Source organism: Brevibacillus centrosporus (assembly GCF_003710815.1).
Lineage (GTDB): Bacteria > Bacillota > Bacilli > Brevibacillales > Brevibacillaceae > Brevibacillus > Brevibacillus centrosporus.
On record NZ_RHHP01000045.1, the window covers coordinates 1 to 18388 of the forward strand.

18 protein-coding genes are annotated in these 18388 nt (G+C 52.4%); all 18 read right to left on the reverse strand.

From position 1 onward, the window contains the following. Positions 1–309: 309 nt before the first annotated feature. A complete protein-coding gene (locus tag EDM55_RS27410; protein WP_092272552.1) occupies positions 310–1062 on the reverse strand; it encodes an SDR family oxidoreductase in 753 nt (250 codons plus the stop codon). Further along, a complete protein-coding gene (locus EDM55_RS27415; RefSeq protein ID WP_218033731.1) occupies positions 1059–1400 on the reverse strand; it encodes a cupin domain-containing protein in 342 nt (113 codons plus the stop codon). Before EDM55_RS27415 ends, EDM55_RS27410 begins: the two co-directional genes overlap by 4 nt. Then, on the reverse strand, positions 1397–2242 hold the full coding sequence (locus tag EDM55_RS27420; protein ID WP_092272555.1) for an alpha/beta fold hydrolase: 846 nt from the start codon (positions 2240–2242) through the stop codon (positions 1397–1399). Before EDM55_RS27420 ends, EDM55_RS27415 begins: the two co-directional genes overlap by 4 nt. A 114-nt stretch (positions 2243–2356) precedes the next feature. Next, on the reverse strand, positions 2357–3571 hold the full coding sequence (locus EDM55_RS27425) for an acyl-CoA dehydrogenase family protein (protein ID WP_122961859.1): 1215 nt from the start codon (positions 3569–3571) through the stop codon (positions 2357–2359). A 134-nt stretch (positions 3572–3705) separates the two neighbouring features. Then, entirely contained in the window at positions 3706–4671 is a 966-nt protein-coding gene (locus EDM55_RS27430) for a VOC family protein (RefSeq protein WP_092272560.1), read from the reverse strand. 27 nt (positions 4672–4698) lie between these two features. After that, on the reverse strand, positions 4699–6612 hold the full coding sequence (locus EDM55_RS27435; RefSeq protein WP_122961860.1) for a XylR N-terminal domain-containing protein: 1914 nt from the start codon (positions 6610–6612) through the stop codon (positions 4699–4701). A gap of 72 nt (positions 6613–6684) precedes the next feature. Next, positions 6685–8160 carry an aldehyde dehydrogenase gene (locus EDM55_RS27440; RefSeq protein ID WP_122961861.1) on the reverse strand — a complete coding sequence of 492 codons (1476 nt, stop codon included), beginning with the start codon at positions 8158–8160 and terminating at the stop codon, positions 6685–6687. A 13-nt stretch (positions 8161–8173) separates the two neighbouring features. Continuing rightward, entirely contained in the window at positions 8174–8473 is a 300-nt protein-coding gene (thmT, locus tag EDM55_RS27445) for a 2-hydroxymuconate tautomerase (RefSeq protein ID WP_092272569.1), read from the reverse strand. After that, on the reverse strand, positions 8386–9177 hold the full coding sequence (locus EDM55_RS27450) for a 2-keto-4-pentenoate hydratase (RefSeq protein WP_092272573.1): 792 nt from the start codon (positions 9175–9177) through the stop codon (positions 8386–8388). The genes thmT and EDM55_RS27450 overlap by 88 nt, the downstream gene beginning before the upstream one ends. Before the next feature lie 28 nt (positions 9178–9205). Further along, positions 9206–10219: a 4-hydroxy-2-oxovalerate aldolase gene (gene dmpG, locus EDM55_RS27455; protein WP_122961862.1), complete on the reverse strand. Its 1014-nt coding sequence runs from the start codon at positions 10217–10219 to the stop codon at positions 9206–9208. A 22-nt stretch (positions 10220–10241) separates the two neighbouring features. Then, positions 10242–11123, reverse strand: coding sequence for an acetaldehyde dehydrogenase (acetylating) (locus EDM55_RS27460; RefSeq protein ID WP_122961863.1), 882 nt, complete (start codon positions 11121–11123; stop codon positions 10242–10244). Beyond that, the gene (locus EDM55_RS27465; protein WP_092272582.1) at positions 11120–11923 is read right to left on the reverse strand and encodes a 2-keto-4-pentenoate hydratase; all 804 of its coding nucleotides are present in this window, start codon (positions 11921–11923) and stop codon (positions 11120–11122) included. Before EDM55_RS27465 ends, EDM55_RS27460 begins: the two co-directional genes overlap by 4 nt. Positions 11924–12006: 83 nt before the next feature. Next, positions 12007–12825: an alpha/beta fold hydrolase gene (locus EDM55_RS27470; protein WP_281285188.1), complete on the reverse strand. Its 819-nt coding sequence runs from the start codon at positions 12823–12825 to the stop codon at positions 12007–12009. Positions 12826–12938: 113 nt separating this feature from the next. Continuing rightward, positions 12939–13907 carry a catechol 2,3-dioxygenase gene (locus EDM55_RS27475; protein WP_092272585.1) on the reverse strand — a complete coding sequence of 323 codons (969 nt, stop codon included), beginning with the start codon at positions 13905–13907 and terminating at the stop codon, positions 12939–12941. Positions 13908–13973: 66 nt separating this feature from the next. Further along, entirely contained in the window at positions 13974–14645 is a 672-nt protein-coding gene (locus tag EDM55_RS27480) for an alpha/beta hydrolase (protein ID WP_092272588.1), read from the reverse strand. A 280-nt stretch (positions 14646–14925) separates the two neighbouring features. Then, positions 14926–16488, reverse strand: coding sequence for a 4-hydroxyphenylacetate 3-hydroxylase N-terminal domain-containing protein (locus EDM55_RS27485; RefSeq protein ID WP_307723976.1), 1563 nt, complete (start codon positions 16486–16488; stop codon positions 14926–14928). A 58-nt stretch (positions 16489–16546) separates the two neighbouring features. Beyond that, positions 16547–17515 carry a catechol 2,3-dioxygenase gene (locus tag EDM55_RS27490; RefSeq protein WP_092272585.1) on the reverse strand — a complete coding sequence of 323 codons (969 nt, stop codon included), beginning with the start codon at positions 17513–17515 and terminating at the stop codon, positions 16547–16549. Positions 17516–17535: 20 nt separating this feature from the next. Next, positions 17536–18363, reverse strand: coding sequence for a riboflavin kinase (locus tag EDM55_RS27495; protein WP_246071000.1), 828 nt, complete (start codon positions 18361–18363; stop codon positions 17536–17538). Positions 18364–18388: the final 25 nt, after the last annotated feature.

Consider the following 18388-nt stretch of genomic DNA (forward strand, 5'->3'; position numbering starts at 1 on the left):
ACTTGGCTTGACAATTCGTCTAATGAAAAGGATTAGCACGTACAAGTCGACGAATCGTCGTTTTTTCAACATCGAGATGTGTTCTTTAATTGGCGAGCGAGGTGTCAAGAGAAAGGAATTAAGCAAAATGCTCATATCGAAAAAAGGTACAACCTCCTCATTTTTTGAGGGGGCTGTACCTTACTAACTCAAAGGGACTTATTCAGTTGCCTCCAGAAACCCACAGTTTTTTTATCAGACTCCATAGTTGTACTACTCCCAAACTTCCGGAAGTCACGATTCCAGGTTGGTACGGACCGCTGCTTTTTTTCAATTCGCTGCCACCAATCCCCCATCGACCAGAAGCTGCTGTCCGCTGACATAGCTGTTTTTGGTCAACAAAAAGGCGATGGTTTCGGCGATCTCCTCTGGTTTACCGTAGCGGCCCAATGGGATCTTCTCGGTGGTGCGCCGTGCGATTTCCTCGGGGTTTTCTCCTTCCTGGGAGGCGTAGCTGGCGTTCCACTCCCGAATGCGCTCGGTCAGGATGTAACCAGGGGCGACCATGTTGATGAGAATCCCGTCCCGTCCCAGCTCCAAGGCCGCAGTTTTGAGTGCATTGACAAGCGCTGCCCGAAGCGAGTTGGATAGAACGATTCCGGGATAGGGGCTCTTCACTGTAAAGGAGGTGACCGCCACTACCCGTCCACCACCGCTCTTCTGCAGGAGGGGCACGGCTTTGCGCAAGAGTCTAAGCGGTCCCGTTACCATGAGCCGGAAGTAGCGTTCCCACTCCTCGTCGCTCACCTCCATGAGCGGCTTGATTGGTGGCCCACCGTGGTTCAGCAAGAGAGCGTCCAAGCGTCCAAAGCGTTCTGCCTCCTCAATGAGGAGACGAGTCGTCTGTTCCTCTGCCAGATCCCCGGAAACTCCCACGACAGTTGCCCCTAGCGCCTTCAGCTTCTCGACCGATTCCTCAGGTCGACGGCTACCCACGATGAGCTTGTAGCCTTCTTCTGCCAGTTGTTTCGCCACCGCGAAGCCTATACCGCTGGAGGCTCCCGTCAAAATGGCAACTTTCATTCCTCTTCCACCTTCCTAAGGAAATCCTCCCGAACCGGTTGGAAAATATCCAAGAAGAGAGAGTCCTCCAGCATTTCAGCTTCATGCTCTGCCTGGGATGGGATATGGACGATTTCCCCTGGTCCGAGTACCCGCTCTTCATTCCCAATCCGGAAGCGAACGTTGCCCGAGATGATCATGGAAATCTGTTCATGGGGATGGGCGTGGCCTGGTGCAATCGCGCCTTTTGGAGCCTCCACGCGTACAACCATCATATTGTCCCCCGCGAAGGGACGCAACGTGATCTCGCCCATGGAAAAGCCTTTCAACGCCGCTGTTTGAACGGCCTTCATCTTCATAGAACACCTCCGAAGAAGTTCCAGAGCAGGTGGTGGAATGCCTCTTTGTGCTCGATCTGGCTCCAGTGGCTGCATTGGCCCATCAAGTAGAGTCGCGAATCGGGAAGGTGCTCCATCAAATGGAGGCTCGTGGTATAGGGGACAATTTTGTCGTCCCGGCCATGGACGATGAGCACAGGCTGGTTGATCCGTTTCAGAGCCGATTCGGGCACTACCAGCTCATCCAAATGGCGCTGGCGAGGGGCTGGGAACATGGCCTCGTAGCTGCGTCGCACGTCCGGGCGAAGCGCAGCCTCTAGGCGCATCCGGGAAATCTCGGTGAGACGGTCCGCGATGAAGCCCTCGTCATAGGAAAACCAGCGGATCGCATTTCGCATGGTAGCTTCTGTGGGGTCCTCATAAAAACCCCAAATGCGGTCAAGCTCGGGAGGAAGCTGCATCGGTGCTCCCGCAGGGCCCATCAGAACGACTTTGTCAAAGCGCTCTGGCGCTTCCATCAAAAGCTGGAGTGCCACCGCTCCGCCCAAGGAGTTTCCGACGAGGTGAGCGCGCTCGATCTCCAGCGTGTCCAGCAAGTTCACCATTTGATCCACCCACAACCGCATCCATGCCCGCATCCCTTGGGGCGGCGTCTCCAAATGGGTGCTTCCCCCATAGCCGATAAAATCGGGGGCCAAAGTCAGGTACTTGCTCGCAAACTCAGGCAGGGCATGCTGCCAATTGGAGAGCCCCGTCGCGCCCGGACCCGAACCGTGGAGGAACAGGATCGCTTCACCTGAACCCGCCCGATTCAGGCAAGTTTCGTTACCCCCTGTTATTACTTGTACTTTCTCGATACTCATATTCCTCACCCTCCAGATAACTTTTCATTCACTTTCGTTCGGAGTGTAGGCCATTGGTTGTTGCCCACCCCCTTCGCACGATTCCCGGGGTGACCCAGCGCAACGACCATATCCTCACCAGATGGGGTGACCTGGTTGGCCAAACATCGTCCGTCCATAGGCCGCCAAGGCGTCCTCGTACATGTGGGTGGTGTGAGAGGCTACCGTGAGGAGGTCTCTGGTGAAAAGTTCTACAGGATCTCCCTTGAAAAACGCTGTTCCTCCCAAGGCAAGCATCGCCCTCGGTGCGATTTCCGCCGACATTTTTGCTGTCTGAGCGCGCCATGCGAACATCCGCTCTCTCTCCTCTTCGCTGACCAATGTTTTCCCTTCCTTCATCCATGATTCCAATTGCCCCACATAGCGGTCGACGAGAGCTTCAGCTGCGTCCAATTGCGTTCGCAGTTCGGCTAAAAGTCGCTGGCTGCTTGGTGCATCCCGTTCTTTCGCCCCCATCTGGTAGACGCGGATACGCTTTTCGGTGCGCTCGCGGAAGATGTTAAGCACGCGGTCCGCCCCACCCACGGCAATAGCGGGAAAGCCGACAAGGAACCAAGTGAAGAAGGGCATGCGGTAGATCGGCTCATCCTCATCTGCGTCACCGCCGATCGGCTTGCCTGTTCTCACTACCCTTGCGATGGGCAGGATACGGTGCAGGGGGACCCACGCTCCATCCACCACGACCTCATTACTCCCCGTAGCCCGGAGTCCCAAGGTATCCCAGTTTTCCACCACTTTGACATCAGACTTGTGTACGGCCAGCAGGCATGGTTCAGGTCCCTCGCTGTCTGGAAACTCCACCAGCGCCCCAAGCCCGATCCAATCCGCCCACAGAACACCGCTGGCAAATTTCCATTGCCCATAGAGCCGATAGCCGTTGCCGTCCCGCTCCGCCCGTCCGATCGGGGTGAACACGTCCGCGACGAGTCCGCCCTGGCCAAAAATCTCCTCGCGACCCTGAGGGGGCAAATGCGATACCCAAGCTTCATGGATGGGGTAAAAGTACGTGAGCCAGGCGGCTGCCACACTGTGTCTCGCTACGGTGCGAATGACTTTTTCGAAGACCCGCGGAGTCACAGACAGACCGTCGTACCGTTTGGGCCGCAGCATCTTGTGTATCTGTGCCTCTTTAATGGCCTGCGCCACCCGATCCGAGAAGCGAGCGTTTTTGTCCGCTTCTTTGGACTCCTCCTCCGCAAGCCGTCCGATCGCTTCTGCACTGGCTAGCAAAGCTGCCTCGTCTGGTTTTTCTTCAGTCTCGGAATTGTCATGCGTTTTATTCAGTGTCATTTTTCATCCTCCCTGAATAAGTATCGGGCTTGACTAACGCTTCCATAGTTTCGATTGAACAACGGTGAGACCTAGCAAATTCCTCGGGTTTGTTGGAGACCGATTCGTGAAGCGATTACATCACGTTTCATGATTTACGCCTCGGTTGTTTCGTCCATGGCGTGCCCTGAGCCTGGTGCCCAGCGGTCGCCCCACCAGAAAAGCCCTTCCACCAGTTCCTCTTCCCTCCACTCGAGAGGCTCCCAGTCGGGATCGAATATGAGATACCCACCACTGAACAGTTCCAATCGATGACCGCTGCCTGGGTCGCGCACGTACGTATAGATGGCTTGGCTAATGCCATGCTGACCTGGTCCGAGATCCGGTGTGATGTTATGATCGCGGAGAATGGTGAGCGCCCGAAGCACATCCTGCGCGTTGTCCAGGAAATAAGCAACGTGATGGAAACGGGGTCCAGCGTGCTTGCCTTCGTGCATGATGGCGATGTCATGCACCAGCGGGGTAACGCTCATCCAGCCCGCATGCACATCCCCGTTGTTGAGCTTGATGTACTCCCGCATCTTAAAGCCCATATGATCCGACAGCCAGTTCTGCGTGAGGGCAGGAGTGGGCGAAGTCGTGATGTTTACATGGTCGATCCGGCGGGGAGAAATTCCTCTGGACCATGCCTTATATACTTGGTTTTTGAGTCGGGAACGCTTTTCATCAGGTGCGCCGGGCCGCTCCATATCGTAGTAGATTTCAAACGGGTGGCCACTCGTAGGCACTTTAAAGCGGATGGCCCGACCTTGACCGGCCTCCTCGCCTGCCTCCACGTCTTGAACCTCTACTCCCTGACTCCTGAGATACCGTGCGTAGAGCTCCACGTCCTCCGGTTTTCGCGCTTTCCATGCGACATGGTCGACCCTGGCCCGCTCTCCGGGGATCAGGATCAGGCTGTGGTGCTCGAATTCGCCCCAAGCCCGCATGTAGATGTGGCCATCGCGCCGCTCTACCTCTTCCAAGCCTACGACATCGTGCCAAAACCAGTAGGACTTCTCGATATCCGGCGTGACAAGAGCCACGTGGCCAAGCTTTGCAACCTCATTTTGTCCCGTCATTTTTCTTCCTCCTCTTTGTTTACCCGTTCACATCTCGATTTCGCCGATCACCAGCAGTGCTTGCAGCATGAGGAATAGCTGGTAATTCACTGTTGGATTACGCAAATCCTGACCCAGAAGCGTCTCCATTTTTTGAATGCGATAGCGGAGTCCGCTCAGCGAGAGGGTTAAGTCGTTTGCCGTTTGTTCGAGATTTCCGCCGTTCGCCAGGAATACGTATAAGGTTTTGATAAATTCCGTATTTTTATGGCAATCCGCATCATAGAGGGGACCTAATTGCTGCTGGGCGAAATTTTTGATAGCGCTCTCATTTTTGTTGTTAATCAAAAGACCCACTACACCGAGAGAATCGAACAGCACCATTTTTTTGGCGGTTGGTGTGCTCATTCGCAGGGCGATGATCGCCTCATCGTAATAGTCCGAGGCTCGATCGATTTCTTCCCCTCTTGAACTGACACCGATCTGAAAGGTGTACTTATGGAACATTTGGCTCAAGCACTCGATAAAACCGATGCACAATGATGAGATATTTGCATTTTCACGCGATTCCGTTTGCACGTATAACACTACGTTGTTGCCCCTGTGGCAAATTAACACATGCTTTTTCTTGTCTTTAAAATACTGCAAGGTTGTTTCCATCAATTCTTCGTAGAAAAGCATCTCATTCGCGAGGTTCCCCTGCAGATTTTGATATTTCAACGCGACGATGTAAAAAGGCTGGTCCAGATTGAAATGGAGATAACTGCCGCGCTTCAAAATATCTTTTTTGGAAGTAAACTGCTCTTGCAGGATTTGCTCTAAGAAATGTCCTTTCATACGCTCCGTTGCTTCCAGGCTAGTCTTCTCATTTAATAAATAGAGCGAACATACGGAGGCAATCTGTTCCAACGTAATGATGTCGATCTGCGGATAATCATCCACATGCTGATAGACGAATGAACAGTAACCCGATATTTTTTTTCGGATGAAGATCGGAGTGATCAGACGAAAATGGCATTTCGCATTGATCTTGCTAGTCAGCAAAAACGATTCGTTTTCCATCCGTTCCGGCTCATGCACCGACTTTTTGAATCGTTGGATGTAGTCTTGAAAATCGTCGTTCACTTCTTGAAAACATTCCGGGGTCAGTCCGGAATAGGCATAGGAGCGAAAATTGACATCTTCAATAATCAACGAGATTCCGGTAGTATCATAGACCACATCCGCAATCGACTGAAGATCGTTCCCGTTGAGTATTTCTTCCGTCAGTTTTTTATGGATGCTGGATATTCGCGAAAGCGTATTTCGTTCCTCCAGCAGCTTCTCATAGGTCATTTCTAATTCAATGACGATGGGAGTATCTTCGTAGTAACGCAGGATATCATTTACTTCTCCGTCCCACAGCTCGAGCGATTTCGCCAGGTAGCGACACTCGGTGTGTCCCATTCCGGCGCACGTCAATTCCTTCACAATCACCCTCTGGTTGCACACGGTGGACAAATAGCCGCTGGCGTACCCGATCAAGGTATGACAGACCGGTGACTCCGTATGGCCAAAGCCGCATACGTGTTCGTGCGCTTCGTACGAGCTGACCCAAGCGCCTTCCATGTGAATGGATTTCACCTTACCATCCTGGTAAAACTCGATGTTCAGCAGGTCAGTTTGGACGCCTGTATGTCCTTTGATCATGTGCAGGATCGTGCCCATGGTGACGATATCTTCAACGGTTGGCAAATTCATCTCGATGACCTTTTTCGCATCTTTTACCCCGAGATCCCAACCATACCGGATCAAGAAGCCTTTCATTCTATCCGTACCCAGATTTTCGATCAAGTCTTTGCGAAGCGTTCCGAATGCTGATGAAGAGATGACTATCATTCTATCGTCATTCATGTGAATCGTTCCGTTTTCGTCTGATACAGTGAGATGATCGTATAAAAGCTGCTTATTAGCCAGAGCCATCTGCCTTCACACCTCTTTTCAGAGTGAGAACCTACTGTCGCTGAAACATCCAAACGTCCGTTTTTTCACCTATTAACGCAGAGCCAAGCAAATCGTCTTAGCTTCTGTAAAAAACTCCAGGCTGTGGTGGCCACCCTCGCGCCCGATCCCACTCTTTTTGAACCCTCCGAATGGCACCCGCAGGTCGCGGACAAACCAGCAGTTAACCCAGATCGTGCCGGCGCGCACCTTACTCGCAACCCGATGCGCTCGCTGCAGATTATCCGTCCATACCACGCCATTCAGGCCATATTGGGTGGAGTTGGCGATTTGCAGCGCTTCCTCCTCTGTATCAAATGGGATCAGCGTTACAATCGGGCCAAAGATTTCCTCTTGGCAAATGCGTGCATGAGGATCTTCCTGAACAAAAACAGTTGGTTCCAAATAATAACCATCTTTTAAATATTCAGTGAGTTCTGGTCGTTTCCCTCCGCAAATCAGTGTGGAATGTTCTGATTCCGCGATCTGCAAGTAGCTGGTTACCTTTTCATAATGCTCTTTACTGACGAGCGGCCCCATGTTGGTATTGGAATCTTGCGGATCGCCCACCTTCAATTGGCGAGCTGCAGCTGCAAAGCGATCCACAAACTCATCGAATATGCTGCGCTGGACGAGAATGCGTGAACCCGCCAGGCATACTTGACCGGAATTCAGAAATGCCGCCCGTATCGATGTAGGGATGGCTTTGTCCAAATCGGCGTCTTCGAACACAATGTTCGCTGCCTTTCCTCCCAGTTCAAAGGAGACCCGCTTCAACGTGTCAGCGCCATTTTTCATGATGGCCTTACCTGTGGACGTCTCCCCTGTAAATGAGATGAGATCCACTTCCGGATGGGTCGTCATGAACTCACCCGTCGAATTTGGTCCAAACCCTTGAACGACATTGACTACGCCATCCGGGATCCCTGCTTCCTTGGCAATTTCACCGAGGAGCGAGACGGTCAACGGCGTAGGCTCCGCTGGTTTGATCACGGCTGTATTTCCCGTAGCCAGGCAAGGGCCGAGCTTCCACGTCGTCAGCATGAACGGCAAATTCCATGGGGTGATCAACGCGGCTACGCCTACGGGTTCATACCGCGTGTAGTTCAAGAATTCCTCTTCCATCGGATACATTTCACTCGGATGATGCTCGATAAAATCCGCAAAAAAAGATAGATTGTGTGCAGCTCGCGGAATTTCAAACTCGTAGGCGACCGAAAAGGGCTTCCCGACGTCCAATGCCTCCAGGCGCGCCAACTCTTCTCTGCGCTCCATGATGATTTCAGCCATCCTGCGTACCTTTGCGCAACGCTCTTTCACTGTCATCGTCCGCCACGGGCCTTCTTCAAATGCACGGCGAGCTGCCTGGCACGCGCGATCCACATCCTCTTTGGTGGCTTCATGCACATTGGCGATTAGCTCCTGCGTCGCTGGGTTGTACACTTCAAACGTCTTGTTTTCGCTCGAGGCTCTATAGTGTCCATCGATGAAGAGCTTGATCTCCCGTACCCTCGAGAGGACTTCTGCCATGAATGGTCCCTCCTTATTTGGATTGGCGCTTCTTCACCGATTCTCCGGCAATCCCCCAATGCTCCGGCTGCATTTCATTCACCATCACCCTGACGCTTTCAATAGGCGCTTCCAGGACGTTTGCCACCGTATGGGAGACTTCGTGGATCAGCTTCTCTTTCTTTTCAGGCGATCTTCCTGCCAACAAATTGATTTGAATGAACGGCATCGTCTCACTCCTCCTTCTTAGTCGGTGAAAACAGCCGAAGCCTTTCCAAGTCCGTCGAGACTCACGGTAATCTCGTCCCCGGGGGCTATCGATGTAGCTTCGCATAGCGCACCGCTCAAGACCACCTCCCCCGGTCGAATCGACTGTCCAGTTTCAGCCAGTTTGTTGGCCATCCACGCAATTGCTCTAGCGGGGTGCCCCATGACTGCTGCGCCTGTGCTTGTTGAGAGGATGCGTCCGTTTTTCTTGAAAACCATGCCCATCAGACGCAGGTCCAAGCGTTCCGGTTTGTAGCAGGGTCCGCCTAAAATATACCCGGCTGAGGAGGCGTTATCCGCAATGACGTCCAACAGCGTAAAGGAGAAATTGCGATAACGGCTATCGATGATCTCCAAGGCAGGCATGACATAGGCGGTTGCGTCGAGCACCTCGGCAACCGAGGCGGCGGGACCTTTTATTTCCCGTTTGAAAACAAAGGCAAGCTCCGGTTCGATCTTGGGATGGATAAACGCCTTGAGTGAAATCGGCGATTCCTCCGGCAATAGCATACGATCCAGCAGAACGCCGTACAGCGGTTCATCGACACCCATCATTTGCTGTTTGGCAACACTGGTGAGTCCCAGCTTGCGGCCTGAGATCCTGCTGTTTTCCGCTTGGCTCCTCAGCTCGACCACACGATTCTGGATTCGATACGCCAAGTCTGAAGTCAATTCAGGGTAGCGGTCGACCATCCTATCCACTTCGAAGGCTTCCCGTTCCGCTTTGAACAGGATCGACGCGATTTTCTCGATCAGTTCTGTTTCTCCCAACGAATGCTCCCCCTTACTTTCAATTCGATCATCTGTTTTTTGCAAGCATGGAGGCTACTTCCACAATCAAGTCCTCCTGACCCCCAACCGCCTGGCGCCTACCCAATTCAATCAAGATGTCACGTTCATCCACATTGAATTTTTCTGCAGCTGCCTGCGTATGCAAGAGAAAGCTGGAGTATACCCCGGAATAGCCCATGATTAGACTCCCACCCGTAATCTCTTGTGGGCGCGGCATGAACTTGGCCACCACTTGATTGGCCACATCCATGATCGGATAAAGGGCAATGTCCGTTCGATAGCCCAAACGGTCAAGCACAGCGACCATGACTTCCGTCTGGGTGTTGCCGCTGCCCGCTCCCAAACAACGGAGGCTTCCGTCGATATAGGTCGCGCCTGCTTCGATTGCGGCCAGCGTATTCGCCATCGCAAGGGAAAGGTTATTATGTCCGTGGAAGCCGATCTCGCAAGACAAATGTTGGCGCAGGGCAGATATCCGCTCTCTGGTTTCATGGGGAAGCAGCGCTCCGGCTGAATCTGTGGCATAGACGATTTCGGCTCCGTAGCTTTCAAATAACTTCGCCTGTTCGACTAGCTTTTCGACTGGAGCCATGTGCGCCATCATCAAGAAGCCAACCGTTTTCAGCCCCAGCTTACGACCTAGCTCGATGTGTTGCTTTGCCACGTCCGCTTCCGTGACATGCGTAGCGACGCGAACCATCTTTGCACCCGCTTGGACCGCTTCTTCCAGATTTTCTTGAATGCCGATGCCAGGCAGCAGAAGAACGGATATTTTCGCCTGCTTGCATTCTTCCGCTGCCGCGGCAATCAGTTCCATCTCATCTACAGCGGACAATCCGTACTGAAGGGAGGATCCGCCCAGGCCATCGCCATGTGAGACTTCAAAAAACTCAACGCCCGCTGTATCAAGCCCGCGAGCTACCGCGCGAACCTGTTCCTCTGTAAAAGCGTGTTTCATCGAATGGCTGCCATCGCGCAACGTCACATCGAGAAGATGGAGTTTGGATTGGGTTGCAGTCATTGTTCTTTTCTCCCTCCATTCCTTATGGCTTCCGTAACGTTGTTTTCTGTTTGGCGAATTCTTCGGCAACCTTCGTCGCAGCTGCTGTCATGATGTCGAGATTTCCGGAATAAGGAGGAAAAAAATCTCCGGCCCCTTCGACTTCAATGAAGACGGTCACACGGTTGCCTTCGAAAACGGGGTCGCTGATCAGTCGATAGCCTGGCACGTACGTTTGCACGGAAGCGACCATTTGGTGAATGGAGTCTACGATTTCCTCTTCTTTCCCTTTCTCCGAAAACTGGGCGTGGACGGTGTCACGCATCATGATCGGCGGCTCTGCCGGATTCAGAATGATGATCGCTTTTCCTTTTTTCGCCCCGCCAATGATCTCAATTCCTCGTGCAGTCGTTCTGGTAAACTCGTCGATGTTGGCCCGGGTCCCGGGACCGGCACTTTTACTGGCTACGGTGGCCACGATCTCACCGTACTCCACTTCAGATACGCGGTTGATTGCGTGTACAATCGGGATTGTCGCTTGACCGCCGCACGTAATCATGTTCACATTGGGCGAATCCAGATGTTCGCCGAGGTTGACGGAAGGTACGACGAACGGTCCTTTTGCTGCCGGTGTCAAATCGATGATCTGCTTGTTGATGGCTCGCAGCATTGAGTCATGGCGGATGTGTGTTTTCGCTGAAGTCGCATCAAAGACGATGTTCGCCAGCTCCGGTCGTTCCAAAAATCCCTCGATCCCATTTTCGATCACGTGATAGCCGTGCGCCCGTGCACGACGCAGTCCTTCCGACTCAGGATCGATGCCAATCATGACACCTACCTCCAGCCATTCACTTCGCTCGATTTTATACATCAAGTCCGTGCCAATATTGCCAGAACCGAGGATCGCTACTTTGACCTTGCTCATTTTTTTGTATCCTTCCCCTCTCCAAACTTGACAGTGACTGACCCGATATGGGCGAATTCAGCGGAATACGTATCACCGGCTTGTATGGGTACGGCAGCGCTTAGGGCACCGGATAAAATGACTTCGCCCGCTCTGAGCGGGATGCCGAACTCACCGATCGCGTTCGCCAGCCAAACGACAGCGTGAATGGGATTTCCCATGACGGCTGCACCCGCTGCGGTTGCGATCTGCTCTCCGTTTCGGCTAAAAACCATGCCGATGTGGTGCAGATCCAAATCATTCAGTGAGGTCGGCTTGCCGCCGAGGATCGCCCGAGCGGAGGAACCATTGTCCGCAACCGTGTCCTCAAATTTGATTTTCCAGTCACGAATGCGGCTGTCCACGATTTCAAACACGGGTATGACATATGCGGTGGCATCCATCACATCTGTGACGGTGATGCCGGGACCTCGCAGCTCTTTTTGCAAAACAAACCCAATCTCCGCTTCCAGCCTGGGCTGGATCAATCGTTCGAGAGAAATGGTATCTCCATCGACATGCATCATCGAATCCAGCAAATGCCCATAGTCAGGGGTCGCGACGTTAAACATCTTCTGCATGGCTTCGCTGGTCAATCCGATTTTCTTTCCGACAACGGTTGCCCCATGTGCGACTTTGGCCTGGATCTGCGCGAGTTGAATCTCATAGGCGTCTTTGACAGAAATTTCGGGGTAGGTTGTCGTCAGTGGTTCAAGCGTACTCCCATTGCGCTGCGCTTCCAGCAGTTGATCGGCGATCTTTACATGATTGATTCTTGCCATTTGATTTCACATCCGCTCCCGTCTGATTCTCTCCATTTCCACTTTTTGATTCCCTAGGGTATTAAAAGCTGGAGACGAGTCCCCTATTGCTGGAAAAATTGAATTACCTGTTCGCAAAACGGTTTTGTTTTTTCAATCTGGGTCCAGTGTCCGCATTGGGAAAAGACATGCAGCTGTGCATTGGGCAACAATTGTGCCAGCTTCCAGCTTGTCTGTTCGATGGGAATGATGTGGTCTTCCCTGCCGTGTATCAGCAAAACGGGACTCGTGATCCCTTTTAAGGCTTCTTCACTCAATGCAAGCGCATCGACGTGCCGCTGACGAGGCGCCGGAAACATGGCAGAGAACGATTCTTGAAACCCTTCCTGCATACTCGCTTGATAACGCAGCTCTACAAGGTCATCGTTATCCGCCATGGATGGATCACTGGAAAAAGTACGGACCAGACGCTTCATGTTCTCAAAACTCGGCGTATATCCCCAGACATCATCCAACTCCTTCGTAATGGGAAAAGAAATGCCGACACTGCCCATCAACACCAGTTTTTTGACCAAATCAGGCCTTCGATGGGCGAGATGAAGGGCGAGCGCACCCCCCATGGAATTTCCGATGATGGAGAGCTGTGGCAGGTCATTTGCTTCAATGAACGAAATCATGTGATTGACCCATAGATCAACTGAGTATTGGATTTCCTTTGGCCGCTCTGTATATCCGAAGCCGACGACATCTGGCGCATACAGGTGATAATGCTTCGACAAGAGGGGAAACACCAGACGCCAATTGGCCCACGCGGATACCCCCGGCCCTGAACCGTGAATCAGCAAAATCGGCTCCCCCCGTCCTTCCTCATGAAAATGCGTCATGATGCCGCCGGCTTCCATAAATTTTCCCTGTTCACCCAATTTCGACCACTCCCTATCCCCATTTAATTTTGTTCAGAGGAAAAGCAGAAGCACCTCACCCCTGCTTCCTCCTTTGTCTATCTGTTTTTGAAAGCTTTGCGTTCAGCCCACGCTTACACCTTGGCCGGTTCAATGACGGGCGTGCCGTACATGAAAAACTCGGCTGGCAGCGGCGAACCGTACCAGATGATCCCTTTTTCCAGCTGTTCTTCTTTCCAGGTGACGGGCTGCCACGCCGGGTCAAAGATCAGATAGCCGGCGTCACCGAACAGCTCCACGCGATTTCCACCGGGCTCGACCACATACAGGAAGTAGGCCTGACTCACCCCGTGCTTGCCGGGACCAGCCTCGATCTTGATCCCATTTTCCGTGAAGATATCGGCAATGTCGGACAGATGCTGCGGATACCCGTACCAGTAGCAAAGATGGTGCAGCCGTCCCCGCCCGCCCAGCTGATCCCCCATGAAGGCAAGCTCGTGGACCAATGGGCTCACGCTCAACCAAGCCGCCGCTTCACTTTGATTGTTCATCACGATGTTTTCCCGCAGCCGGAAGCCGAGCTGATCCATGAGGAAGCTGCGGTTCTCCGTGACATCGCTGGCCAGCAGGTTGACGTGGTCCAGGCGACGAACGGGTACGCCGCGCAACGGCTTTTTCTGTGGTCGGCTTAGCAGTTGACTCTTTTTCTCTTCGGGAGCCTGATAGTATTCGACATCCCACAAAATCTCCATCTGGTGACCGTCGGGGGTGACAAACTGATACGCCGCCCCGTGGCCCAGATCCCCGTCGATCCACTTTTGTCCGTACCCGCTGGCATCCAGCGCCTGCACGCGGCGCTCCAACGCCGTTTCGGAACTTGCCCGCCAGGCCACATGCCCCATCCCCGGCTCCTTCGCTTCCGTAATTTTCAGGGTGTGGTGGTAAAAGTCTTCATAGGCGCGCAGGTAGACCGACTGCCCTTGACGGGTCGTTTCTTCCATCCCCAGCAGTTCCTTGAAAAACCACAAGGTCTCATCCGGTTTCGGCGAATAAATTTCTACGTGGGCAAGTTGGGCGACATCAAAAATGGGTTCCTTGGACATGCTTGATTCCTCCTCGTTTTTCAATCATTCTGAATTGTTTTTTGTATAGGAAGACAATCCATCCGCTTACGACGCTCCGCGACTTGCTTCACCACCTTTCAATGAGTCTTGATGCAGCCATTTGACTAGGTCTCGTTGATTTTCCGGAGATATTTCATGCCCGACTGGATATGTGGTATAGGTTACGGAGGAAGAATGCTGCCGCAGGTATTCATCATTTTCACGACCGATCGTCACGGGGAAAATCGGGTCGAATTGTCCATCGGCAAGGAAGAAGGAAGTATCCGCAATGGGTTTGAGGGGGTATTCGTCTTTCACAAAAGCTGGAATGTAGCCATGCATGGCCCCAACACCTCGGATGGCATCTCCTAGAACCAAGGCAAGGGACATGCTCAGGACTGCGCCCTGGCTGAACCCTATCAAATATCTTTTTGCTGGATCGATCGGATAAGTAAAGGATGCATAATCGATAAAGCTCGTTAGCAGCTGTATGCTGGCATCAAATCGTACGCGCTCTGGCTTGCCATATTCTTTCATATAGTAATAGGCATAACCATTTTCGTAGGGAAGATGGCCTCGGACGCCCAATAGAATGAAATCCTCTTTCAGATCCTCTACCAAAGCCAAGATGTCTTCTTCGTTGTACCCGATGCCATGCAACGCAAAAACAGCTGGATATTTCTTACCCGGTTCCATTTGTGATGGGGTATGAAGCTTATAGGTAAATGGAAGATTCATTCCATATGCACCCCTCATGAAAATTTCATGGCTACGCTACAATCGCAAGGCCAACCACCCATTCTTGCTGAATGGTTCTGCCACGGAGTCCACGCTGAGACTCCGTGACCGTTTATCGTTTGCCGATGAGATAATGGTAAAATGAGAAATCAACGCTTTTTCGTCCAATAGCTCGAGAAGCACCAACTGGTCCCCCTCCAGATCGCTGAAGGTCACGCGGCGCATGCCTAGATCGGGAAACTCGCTGGCTCCCAGGTGAACAGAGTCGGCTAGAATCTTGTTAGGCTTGGGGCGATGTCATTTTGTTATCGTAGTAGCCTTTCACTCGGTTCACGTCATCCGGGTTGATCCAGGTAGGGTCTGTCCAGCCTTCCAGATCGTATTCACTCATGCATTGTTCCGCAAATTCCTTGAATCCGGCAGCGCTGCCTTTTGCCATCGCGTCGAGTAAAATTTCCAAGCGGCTGTTTTCGTGATTGCCGCCGTAGTTTCGCTCGTACAGCTCATGGCGACCGGCGAATTCACTACCGATTGAATCCCAGAGCAGCTTGATCAGCTTAATTTTGCTAAGTGCATCGTAGTCATTCGATCCGCGGTACAATTTATCCAGGTACGGTCTCAGCTCCGGATTTTTAAAGTCCTCAGCGCTAGATGGCTGTACGATCAATGCGCCGGCCATGATGTTTTGTATAATTTCCATTACCTTCGGATAGGCGATCGCAGACATGACCCGGTAGCAGAGCGCCGCATCAAAATTGGGAAGCACAGTGCCTTTCGTACCCTGATCAGGGTCCGTAGCCATGGCTGTGCTGAGCGACCAGAATAAGCTGCGCCATGCCAGCACTTCCCCCACATTTACTTGCACGCCACGGAATTGGATCGTGCCGGTTGTTTCCAATCCTTTCAACAACAGACCTGTCAGGAAGTCCAGCTTGACGGCAAAGCGGGTACAACCTTGGAGCAGGGCTCGATGCAGAAATCCGGATTTCAGGAAGAAGTTATTTGCCGTTTCCAGATCCCGGTAGACGATCACATTTTCCCATGGGATGAGCACTTTATCAAAAATCAGTACCGCATCATTTTCATCCATCCTGCTGGAAAGTGGGTAATCAAACGGACTTCCTGTCATTGCTGCTTTCAGCTCATACGAGGGACGAGTCAGCAGTTTGACTCCTGGTGCATCCATCTGGACAACCAACGCGACAGCGAATTCCTCTTTTTGAACCGGTGTATTTCCGTAGTTGGCTACGAAATTGTAGTTGGTCAGAGCCGAGCCTGTTGCGACCATCTTCGAACCGCTCACGATCAAACCAGCGTCCGTTTCCTTCTCTACGTGTACAAACACGTCCCCTACTTCGTGAATCGGCTTGTGCCTATCGACTGGTGGATTGACGATCGCATGGTTGAAGAACAGGACTTTTTCCTGCGCCTCCTTATACCACCGGCGAGCGTTATTTTGATATTGTCCGTAAAACTCAGGATTGGTTCCGAGCGTTCCGAGAAAGGAGGCTTTGTAATCTGGGCTGCGGCCCATCCATCCATAGTTAAGCCGCGCCCAGGCTGCGATGGCATCACGCGCTTCCAGCATCTCCTGCGCTGTTCTGCTGGACCTGAAAAACTTATGAGTGAACCCACCATTTCCCGTATCTGTTTCTGTCGTCAGAACATTGCGATATTTCGGATCGTGCAGTGCATCATACAGCCGTGCGTTTGAGCGAGCCGCGTTTCGGAACGCCGGGTGATCCACTACACTCTTTATTTTCTCCCCATTGAGCCAAATTTCACGGCCATCATCCAGACTGTCGAGGTACTCCTTGCCGGTAAACGGTTTGTTCTGTTCCATTTTCATCTCCCCCTATCTTTGTTTTCGCGCTTTTTGGCGGATTTCGGTCAACCGACTGTTACACCTTGGCCGGTTCAATGACGGGCGTGCCGTACATGAAAAACTCGGCTGGCAGCGGTGAACCGTACCAGATGATCCCTTTTTCCAGCTGTTCTTCTTTCCAGGTGACCGGTTGCCATGCCGGATCAAAGATCAGATAGCCGGCGTCCCCGAACAGCTCCACGCGATTTCCACCGGGCTCGACCACATACAGGAAGTAGGCCTGACTCACCCCGTGCTTGCCGGGACCAGCCTCGATCTTGATCCCATTTTCCGTGAAGATATCGGCAATGTCGGACAGATGCTGCGGATAGCCGTACCAGTAGCAAAGATGGTGCAGCCGTCCCCGCCCGCCCAGCTGATCCCCCATGAAGGCAAGCTCGTGGACCAATGGGCTCACGCTCAACCAAGCCGCCGCTTCACTTTGATTGTTCATCACGATGTTTTCCCGCAGCCGGAAGCCGAGCTGATCCATGAGGAAGCTGCGGTTCTCCGTGACATCGCTAGCCAGCAGGTTGACGTGGTCCAGGCGACGAACAGGTACGCCGCGCAACGGCTTTTTCTGTGGCCGGCTCAGCAGTTGACTCTTTTTCTCTTCGGGAGCCTGATAGTATTCGACATCCCACAAAATCTCCATCTGGTGACCGTCGGGGGTGACAAACTGATACGCCGCCCCGTGGCCCAGATCCCCGTCAATCCACTTTTGGCCGTACCCGCTGGCATCCAGCGCCTGCACCCGGCGCTCCAACGCCGTTTCGGAACTCGCCCGCCAGGCCACATGCCCCATCCCCGGCTCCTTCGCTTCCGTAATTTTCAGGGTGTGGTGGTAAAAGTCTTCATAGGCGCGCAGGTAGACCGACTGCCCTTGACGGGTCGTTTCTTCCATCCCTAGCAGTTCCTTGAAAAACCACAAGGTCTCATCCGGTTTCGGCGAATAAATTTCTACGTGGGCAAGTTGGGCGACATCAAAAATGGGCTCTTTGGACATGCTTGATTCCTCCTCGTTTTTCAAATCTTTTTCAGCCATTTCATTTGCAGCGTTTCCCCATGCATGCTTTTCGGGAAGTCGTGCAATTCAATCCGAAGTTTGTGGATATGGTTACTCTGTTTTGCGATGGAAGCGATTCCATGAATGAGCTGATTCTCATACGCTACTTCTACCTCATAGCTTCCTTCTACAGGCAGCGTGTAGCCTGGGTCTGGGACAACTTCAGCAATGACGCTTCTATGCTGGCTTCCGTCCCCAGTAAACTTGGACAGCGTTCCTCTGGTCTCGTAATACGTTCCAAGATATTGAGGGATCGCACTTACACATCCTGCTTTCAGCAGTTCCCGGATCAAGGTAGAACTCACTTTCTTTCCTTCCCATTCGATTTCCGGTATGGTCGTGACAGGTATCTGCCCCTTTACTTCTACTTCCATGGTGCTCATGTTGCCTTGGCCTTGATATCCATAAGTAAAATCAAAACCGGCAACCACATGCTCCGCCTGCAAACCGATGATGTATCGTTCCACAAATTCCTTGGATGGAAGCCTGGCAAACTCCCGATCGAACCGGATGACATAGAGGATGTCTACCTCCAGTTGCTCCAGCAGCTTTTCCTTTTTGGAAAATGGTGTCAAATACTCGACAACCTCCCTTCCCTTGCTCAGCACCTCTTTCGGATGTGGAAAGAATGTGATGACAGCCAGCTTAACATTACGTTTCCTCGCCAGCCTTTTCGCGCAATGGATCACACCGCGATGCCCATGGTGAACTCCATCGAAAAAGCCAAGTGCCATCACACAAGGTTCAGCATCAGTGAATGAAATGGTTGGACAATGTGTTATGTGCACGGTTTTCAAATGAATGGACTCCTTT